The organism is Thermoanaerobacterium thermosulfurigenes, from assembly GCF_051201035.1.
In the GTDB taxonomy this organism is placed as follows: domain Bacteria; phylum Bacillota; class Thermoanaerobacteria; order Thermoanaerobacterales; family Thermoanaerobacteraceae; genus Thermoanaerobacterium; species Thermoanaerobacterium thermosulfurigenes.
The window spans coordinates 1-8,416 of the sequence record NZ_JBPODR010000048.1 but is presented as its reverse complement, the minus strand read 5'-3'; the positions used below and the strand labels follow the sequence as shown (position 1 = coordinate 8,416).

At 34.9% G+C, this 8,416-nt stretch carries 6 protein-coding genes; 3 read left to right on the top strand and 3 right to left on the bottom strand.

The window, feature by feature from the left end; all coding sequences use genetic code 11:
• Nucleotides 1-57: 57 nt before the first annotated feature.
• On the bottom strand, nt 58-942 hold the full coding sequence (locus HNR52_RS11660) for a HAMP domain-containing protein (RefSeq protein ID WP_435620656.1): 885 nt from the start codon (nt 940-942) through the stop codon (nt 58-60).
• Between the two features lie 380 nt (nt 943-1,322).
• Between HNR52_RS11660 and kdpA the strand changes: the two genes are divergently transcribed.
• Genes kdpA through kdpC form a run of 3 tightly spaced genes read left to right on the top strand, consistent with a single transcriptional unit; the run spans nt 1,323 to nt 5,692 of the window.
• The gene (gene kdpA / locus HNR52_RS11655; protein WP_435620655.1) at nt 1,323-3,029 is read left to right on the top strand and encodes a potassium-transporting ATPase subunit KdpA; all 1,707 of its coding nucleotides are present in this window, start codon (nt 1,323-1,325) and stop codon (nt 3,027-3,029) included.
• A 16-nt stretch (nt 3,030-3,045) separates the two neighbouring features.
• Nucleotides 3,046-5,082 carry a potassium-transporting ATPase subunit KdpB gene (gene kdpB / locus HNR52_RS11650; protein WP_013787648.1) on the top strand — a complete coding sequence of 679 codons (2,037 nt, stop codon included), beginning with the start codon at nt 3,046-3,048 and terminating at the stop codon, nt 5,080-5,082.
• Nucleotides 5,083-5,113: 31 nt separating this feature from the next.
• A complete protein-coding gene (gene kdpC / locus HNR52_RS11645) occupies nt 5,114-5,692 on the top strand; it encodes a potassium-transporting ATPase subunit KdpC (protein ID WP_013787647.1) in 579 nt (192 codons plus the stop codon).
• Nucleotides 5,693-5,714: 22 nt separating this feature from the next.
• Here kdpC and HNR52_RS11640 read toward each other — a convergent pair whose 3' ends face one another.
• Together HNR52_RS11640 and HNR52_RS11635 are read right to left on the bottom strand one after the other, a co-directional pair.
• Nucleotides 5,715-6,854, bottom strand: a complete 1,140-nt coding sequence (locus HNR52_RS11640; RefSeq protein WP_435620654.1) for a universal stress protein — start codon at nt 6,852-6,854, stop codon at nt 5,715-5,717.
• A gap of 59 nt (nt 6,855-6,913) precedes the next feature.
• Nucleotides 6,914-8,158, bottom strand: a complete 1,245-nt coding sequence (locus HNR52_RS11635) for a stalk domain-containing protein (protein WP_435620653.1) — start codon at nt 8,156-8,158, stop codon at nt 6,914-6,916.
• Nucleotides 8,159-8,416: the final 258 nt, after the last annotated feature.

The window sequence follows — 8,416 nt, the reverse complement described above, 5'->3', positions numbered from 1 at the left end:
TTTATTTTTTACTAGAAGTGATTATTTATTTTTATTCGTTGACCTAAAGGTTTCAGCTTAAGCTGAGGGATTTAACCCCATTATACAGACATTAAGCACTAACAAAGGGTCATTTATACTTTTTACTATAGACAATGTCTTGTTGCGCTCATCAATTATCTTGCCTAATTGACTTTCTTCATATTGCTTAAGTCTTCTTATCATGTTATTAAATTCCACTGCTAATTTACCCAATTCATCATCCGTCTTAATTGATATAACTTGATCAAGTTCCCCTTCTTTTACTTCCCTTATAGATTTTATCAAATATTCCATTGGCTTTAAAAATCTATTGGTAAATATTAAAGATATTATGAATCCGAAAATAGCTGCTAAAAGTGTAACTAACAAAATTATGTACATTGAATTTTTTGCATCCAACGTCGCATTAGTCTTTTTCTTAAACATAGCATCTTCGTTTAATTTGGCAAGGGAATTTAAGAGATCTTTTATATGTTCATAGTTAGGCTTTATCTTCATATTATAATAGTTCAACATGCCAACTTTATCATCTGGTGGCATCCCTTGCAAATATGAAACGCTTGTCGTAAAATTCACATACGCACTTTTTATCTCATCAACATAATTGCCTTCATTTTTTTCTGTTATATTGTTTGCTTCTACATTATACCAATTGTAAAACACCGAATTGTCCTGATTAAATTGCTTTATGGCGGTTTGCCTGTCTTCATATATAAATGTCAGTATGGCATTGTTTTGATTTTCTAATTCCTCATTCATCAAATTAACAGCTTTTATGCTTTTATAGTTATCAATCATTAAACCATCTATAGTTTTGCTTAAATAATACATATTAATGCCAGATATTATTCCAACTACCAATACCAGTACGACAAGCACCAAATACACAATCGATATCTTGCCTTTTAACGTCTTAATCATTAAATACACCTACCTACATACACTTCAATTCTTAATAGTTAAAGTATAATTTTCAGAAAATATAAAGTCAATAAAGGATTCCTACGAAAAAACGTGAAAAAATTTGATAATTATGTGTATTAGTGAGATAATTTAATATAAAGGGATTTGATAATATGGATAATTTTTTAATGAAAATTTAATGAAACTTTTGTTTTATTTTCCCGTGTATTATAATTTACTCATGCCTAAAAGCATTGATTATTTTATTTTTTAAGGAGGAATTTGCAGTGAATATTGAATTTACTTTAGGTGGCATAATATCACTTGTAATACTTTTTTATTTGGTTTACATGCTATTAAAAGCTGATGAATTATGATAAGTGTCAGGGAGGATTAGTATGATATATGATATTTTACAAATGGTAATATTTATATGTCTTTTAGTGATAATTACAATTCCACTTGGTTCGTATATAGCAAAGGTGTTTACGAATCAGCATACATTTTTTGATTTTGTAGCAAAACCAATCGAAAAAATTGTCTACAAAATTACAGGTATAGATGAAAGCCACGAAATGAATTGGAAAGAGTATGCTTTGTCATTACTTACATTTAATCTCTTAGGCATAATCTTTCTCTTTATTATACTCGTATCGCAAGGCAGATTGCCATTAAATCCTCAAAAACTACCTGGAATTTCATCATGGCATCTTGCTTTAAATACAGCAGTAAGCTTTGTGACAAACACAAACTGGCAAGCATATAGTGGTGAAACAACCGTAAGTTACTTAACTCAAATGTTAGGGTTTACAGTTCAGAACTTTTTATCTGCTGCTACTGGACTTTCTGTCGCGATTGCTTTAATTAGAGGCATAATGCGACATTCCACGAAAGATATAGGCAATTTTTGGGTGGATATCACAAAATCAATAATATGGATTTTTTTGCCTCTTTCATTAATTCTTTCTTTAATCCTTACACAACAGGGAGTAATACAAAACTTTAGTAGCTATATTAAAGTACATACATTAGAAGGTCTAAAGCAAGTCATAGCAATGGGTCCTGTGGCTTCTCAGGAAGCAATTAAAATGTTGGGAACAAACGGCGGAGGCTTTTTTGGAGCAAATTCTGCACATCCTTTTGAAAACCCAACGCCACTTACAAACATGTTAGAAATGCTTGCAATACTTGCTATACCAGCTTCATTGCCATATACATTTGGCAAAATGGTAAAAAACACAAGACAAGGATGGGCTATCTTTAGTGCCATGCTTATTTTATTTGTCATCATGTTGGGTACAACATATTATTCAGAAAAAACCGGCAATCCAATCATAAACCACATAAATATAACTGGTCCATCTGCTATGGAAGGAAAAGAAGTCAGATTTGGAATAGCTGGTTCTTCACTATTCTCAACAGTCACAACAGCCGCATCTTGTGGCGCCGTAAATTCTTCTTTAGACAGTATGACTCCTTTAGGTGGACTAATACCAATGCTTCAAATAATGCTTGGAGAAGTCATATTTGGAGGTGTTGGCTCCGGGCTTTATTCAATGCTAATAGATGCTTTTTTAGCAGTTTTTATCGTAGGTCTTATGGTGGGGCGAACCCCTGAATACATCGGCAAAAAAATAGAATCATACGAGATGAAGATGTCAATATTGGCCATCATAATACCAGCTTCCACAATACTTATAGGAAGTGCTATTGCATCGGTTACAAAAGCTGGCACAAGTGTCCTACTAAATCATGGTCCACATGGTTTAAGTGAGATATTGTACGCTTTTGCTTCGACATCAGGAAATAATGGAAGTGCTTTTGCCGGACTTAACTCTAACACACTTTTTTACAATTTAATCACCTCAATCGCAATGATTATTGGTAGGTTTGGCGTCATCATACCAGCACTGGCCATTGCAGGAAGCTTGGCAAATAAAAAGATTGTTCCTGCCAGTGTAGGAACATTTCCTACTGATAACGCATTATTTTCAGTGCTTTTAGTGGGAATAGTGCTGATAATTGGTGCTTTAACATTTTTCCCGGCTCTTTCTTTAGGCCCAATAATCGAACAATTGCTGATGAATGCTGGAAGATTGTTCTAACCATGGAGGTATTAATATGAGCAAAAAAGAATCTACGCGAATGAATATAAATAGTAAAGAACTCATTAAAAATGCTTTTAAAAAATTAAATCCTGCAACACTTTTCAGAAATCCTGTAATGTTCATTGTTGAGATAGGTTCAATATTAACGACTATAATAACGATCATGGACTTTATAGGTAAAAGTGCTGAAAGAAATTTCGACTTGCAAATCTCAATTTGGCTGTGGTTTACCATCTTGTTTGCAAATTTTGCAGAGTCTTTAGCTGAAGGCAGAGGTAAGGCTCAAGCTGATGCACTTCGGAAAACAAGAAAAGATATAAAAGCAAAAAAATTAGTAGGTGATAAAACTGAGGTAGTGTTGGGTTCCACTCTTAAAAAAGGTGACATTGTCTTAGTTGAAGCTGGTGATATAATACCAGGCGATGGAGAAGTAATTGAAGGTGTAGCATCTGTAGACGAAAGTGCAATTACTGGTGAATCTGCACCTGTCATAAGAGAATCTGGCGGTGACAGAAGCTCTGTAACTGCTGGTACAAAAGTTCTATCAGACTGGATAAAAGTAAAAATTTCTTCAGATCCAGGTGAATCATTTCTTGATAAAATGATAAGCCTTGTAGAAGGTGCAAAAAGACAAAAGACGCCAAATGAGATTGCATTGACAATCATGCTTATAGGACTCACTATAATACTGCTTTTAGCCACAGTTACAATTGAGCCTTATGCGATTTATTCAGGAACAAAAATATCAATTCCAACACTTATTGCATTGCTGGTTTGCCTCATACCAACTACAATAGGAGGACTACTAAGTGCAATTGGCATAGCAGGGATGGACAGGCTCATAAAAAAGAATATATTGGCCATGTCTGGTCGCGCCGTTGAAGCCGCAGGTGACGTAGATGTGCTTTTACTGGATAAAACTGGTACAATCACATTTGGCAATAGAATGGCTACAGAATTTATTCCTGCTCCAGGTGTGACAGAAAATGAATTGGCAATGGCTGCTCAAATGTCCTCTTTATCTGATGAGACACCGGAAGGCAGAAGCATTGTAGTTTTAGCAAAAGACAAATACGGTATAAGAGAGCACAATTTAAAAGAATTAAATGTGGAATTCATACCTTTTACAGCCAAGACTCGTATGAGCGGAATAAATATAAACAACAATAAAGAGATACGAAAAGGTGCTATCGATGCAATAGAAAATTATGTGAAAGAAAAAGGCGGTAATATGCCTGAAGAAGTTTTAAACGCAGTTAAAATGATTGCACAAAATGGCGGTACTCCTTTGGTAGTAGCAGAAAATGAAAGGGTGTTAGGTGTAATACACCTAAAAGACATAGTTAAAGGTGGCATTAAAGAACGCTTTGCTGATTTACGTAGAATGGGAATAAAAACCGTAATGATAACAGGCGATAATCCAATGACGGCAAAGGCTATCGCAGATGAAGCAGGAGTGGATGAATTTGTTGCAGAGGCAAAACCTGAAACAAAGCTTAGCCTTATAAAGGAATATCAAGCAAATGGGCATTTAGTTGCAATGACAGGTGACGGCACAAATGACGCTCCTGCACTTGCCCAAGCAGACGTTGGCGTCGCTATGAATTCAGGAACACAGGCCGCCAAAGAAGCAGGAAACATGGTAGACTTGGATTCAAGCCCTACAAAATTAATAGCAGTCGTTGAGATCGGCAAACAGTTACTTATGACACGTGGTGCATTGACTACGTTCAGCATCGCAAATGATGTAGCAAAGTATTTTGCCATAATACCTGCTATGTTTTCGGCTACATATCCTCAATTAGGTGTATTAAACATTATGCATTTAAAAACACCTGAAAGCGCTGTTTTATCGGCTATAATCTTTAATGCACTTATTATAATTGCACTTATTCCATTGGCATTAAAAGGTGTAAAATATAGACCGCTGGGCGCTGCTGCAATCTTTAAGCGAAACATGCTTATATATGGCTTAGGTGGGCTTATAGTACCGTTTGTAGGTATAAAAATAATAGACATGATCATCACTTTCTTAGGATTGGTTCACTAATCAAGTGTATTATACCGAAAGGAGATTAGACATGATTAAAAATGCCATTTTAAAAAGCTTAATACTTCTTATAGTACTCTCTGTCTTTACAGGTCTACTATATCCACTGACTATTACTGGAATAGCACAGCTAATTTTCCCACATCAAGCAAATGGAAGTCTGATTTACAAAGATGGCCAAGCCGTTGGTTCATCTTTAATAGGTCAACAATTTAGCGATCCAAAATATTTTCATGGACGTCCATCTTCTGCCGGTGAATCCGGATATGATGCAACGTCCTCATCAGCTTCAAACCTTGGTCCTACAAATAAGCTGCTAATTGAAAAAGTTGAAAAACTGGCACAGCAAGTCAGAGAAGAAAATGGTCTTAAATCAAACACTGCCGTCCCATCTGACATTATTACATCATCGGCAAGCGGTCTTGACCCCGATATAAGCATTGAGGCTGCCCTTATGCAAATACCACGGATAGCTAAAGCCCGTGGCATATCTGAAGAAAAATTAAAAAATCTTGTTAACGAGCATATTACAGGGAGACAATTAGGCATATTGGGAGAACCAAGAGTAAATGTATTAGAACTAAATATCGCTCTTGATAACCTCAAATAGCAGAACAATTTTTGTCTTTTGATTAATTATATGGGATAACATGTATTTCAATGCTTTTTGCTGAGTTTATTAGTTTCAGTACCGTAGATCCTCTTAAAAGCGTCTCCCACTTTCTTCTGTTTGAATGTCCCATTATTATCTGTGTAATATGTCTTTCTTTGGCAAATTTAAGCAGTTCTTCTGATACGCTTTTTCCTCTTAAGACAACTACTTCAGCCCCGAGCTGCTTAGCAAGCTTAAAATGGCTTTCTAACACCTCCATATCTTTTTTAGTTGGCTTTTTGGCGAAAATATTTGTGCATTCTACATACACGACTATCCATTCGCATTTAAAGCGGTGTGCTCTTCTTGCACCCCGTCTTATTAATTTTTTTACAAGCGGATTAAAACTTATGCATACCATTATTTTTTCATTTGTCTCCCAATTTTCTTGTATGCCATGTTCTTTCATATATTGCTCTAAGTCTTCATCAACTTCATCTGCAGACTGTCGGAGTGCCAATTCTCTTAAGGCATTTAAATTTCCCTTTCGGAAAAAGTTTTTTAACGCTTGATCAACTTTATCGAGATTGTACACCTCGCCTCTTTTTAATCGATTTTGAAGAGCATCAGGCGTTACATCTATGACTTCTATTTCATCGGCATTATTAACTATTGTATCGGGAACCGTCTCCCTCACTGTTATACCAGTAATCTGTTTTACAGTGTCATTTAAACTTTCTAAATGCTGTATATTCAAAGTCGACAAAACGTTTATTCCATTTTGCAGTATTTCCTCTACATCTTCATATCTTTTATTATGCTTGCTGCCAGGTACATTCGTATGTGCCAACTCATCTACCAAAACGACTTGCGGTTTTCTTTTTAATATAGCCTCAAGATCCATCTCGTACTGTACAGTACCTTTATATATGATTTCTTTTTTAGGTATTATTTCCAAATCACCAATCATCGCCTCAGTTTCTTTTCTTCCATACGTTTCTACAACACCGATGACGACATCTTGACCTCTTTTTAATCTTCTGTTTGCCTCATCAAGCATGGCATACGTCTTTCCTACACCAGGCGCATATCCTAAAAATATCTTCAACTTGCCTCTTTGACTTTTATTGGCTATTTCCAATGCCTCTTCTGGCGTAAGTCTCTTAAAATTATCGCTCATTGTATCACTCCTGAAAATTTCTTTATTTTTATTAAATGTCGATTTATCTTACAATTTATTTATGATACAGCATAAATATAAGCTGTCTGCTCTAATGAATCATCGCTTAATTGTCCAATAAGCCATCCAGGACTCGTTGTCTCTGCAAAATAATATTTTGTTCCACCAAAGTTATAATATGTAAAATCGTAATCTCGGTAGAGCGGAAGTTCATTATCATTAAATGCTATTCCAACTGCCATGTGCCCAACTTGTTGGTTCTGAGGCGGAGGAAATACTAATAGCGCCACATTATAACCTAAATTTTTAAGCAGTGATGCCAATAATATTGATTTATCTTTACAATCGCCACCATCTACAAGAGTTTGGACAGGAAGCTCAGGCGTATCAGTTATTTTGTACGGAATAGATTCAACAAAACTTTGAACAAACTCCGCCGTGTGAAAATTGTCAAGACCATTACTCTGTGCCATTTGCAATAAACTTTTTGCAATATCTTTTACATAATCGTAATTTGATTCTTCTGTGACCCAAGGTGTGTAATTATTATTTGCATACTCCGAACATGATAGAACTAATGTCTTAATTTCATCAGACATATATGAAAGCTGAAATGATTGTTGTTCACCACTGCTATTGTAAAAAGTATCTATTATACCGGGTATTTTTCTATCCCAATTTAGAATATCGATAGGGATTTGAAGTTTTAAACTGTACGTCGCATTTCCATACTGCCAACTAAATTGCTTACTTACATCATTTGACGGATTGACATTTGCTGATGTGGTTAAAGAGGAATTGTTATTAGCCAAAGTAGAATTATTGATATTTAAACTGCTTCCCGACTTTTCAACGTAATCAAATGTGACAGAATATGTAGATTGATTCCAACTAATGTTTATGCCAAAAGCCTTAGATATCCAGTAAACAGGCACCATTACCCTATTATTCACAATCTCGGGCTTCGTGTCCATCAGGATTATATTCCCGTTTACATTTAAAATATCGCTGTTTACGCTAAGCTTTACGATATTATTATAGCTATTTATAGTTATAACTCCATTTTCATAAACAATGTTTTGAGGTTCAACACCTATGGCATATGCTACATATCGCAATGGCAAAAACGTACGATTATCTTTTATATAAGGTGCTACATCCATTGCATAATATTGACCATTAATGGTATATTGACTTTTGCCGACAGTAAATTCTACTTTCACATCATTTGTCGCAGCAAAAGCCGAAAACATGATACTTGCACCAGTCAATACAATGCAAATAAATACAAGCAGTTTCTTCATCTCTTTCATCTCCTTTGTGTGCTGGATTAGTATTAAAATATAAACAATCTTTAATCACCATTGCTTTTACAATATTTTATCATATTTTGCTCGGCAACACCATTTTATCTTTTTTTAATCTTCTGTTAACAATTTATTCATAAAGTTTTGATATTATTTTCTTACAATTATGACACAAATATGAGGGGGAATTAAAATTGAATAAAAAACTATTCAAATGGAAGTATATATTTATAACTTTTGGGCTAATCAGTGCCA

Excerpts from the sequence above, each read along its gene's own strand:
- HNR52_RS11660 (WP_435620656.1), bottom strand. The coding sequence starts at position 942 with ATGATTAAGACGTTAAAAGGCAAGATATCGATTGTGTATTTGGTGCTT.
- kdpA (WP_435620655.1), top strand. The coding sequence starts at position 1,323 with ATGATATATGATATTTTACAAATGGTAATATTTATATGTCTTTTAGTG.
- kdpB (WP_013787648.1), top strand. The coding sequence starts at position 3,046 with ATGAGCAAAAAAGAATCTACGCGAATGAATATAAATAGTAAAGAACTC.
- kdpC (WP_013787647.1), top strand. The coding sequence starts at position 5,114 with ATGATTAAAAATGCCATTTTAAAAAGCTTAATACTTCTTATAGTACTC.
- HNR52_RS11640 (WP_435620654.1), bottom strand. The coding sequence starts at position 6,854 with ATGAGCGATAATTTTAAGAGACTTACGCCAGAAGAGGCATTGGAAATA.
- HNR52_RS11635 (WP_435620653.1), bottom strand. The coding sequence starts at position 8,158 with ATGAAGAAACTGCTTGTATTTATTTGCATTGTATTGACTGGTGCAAGT.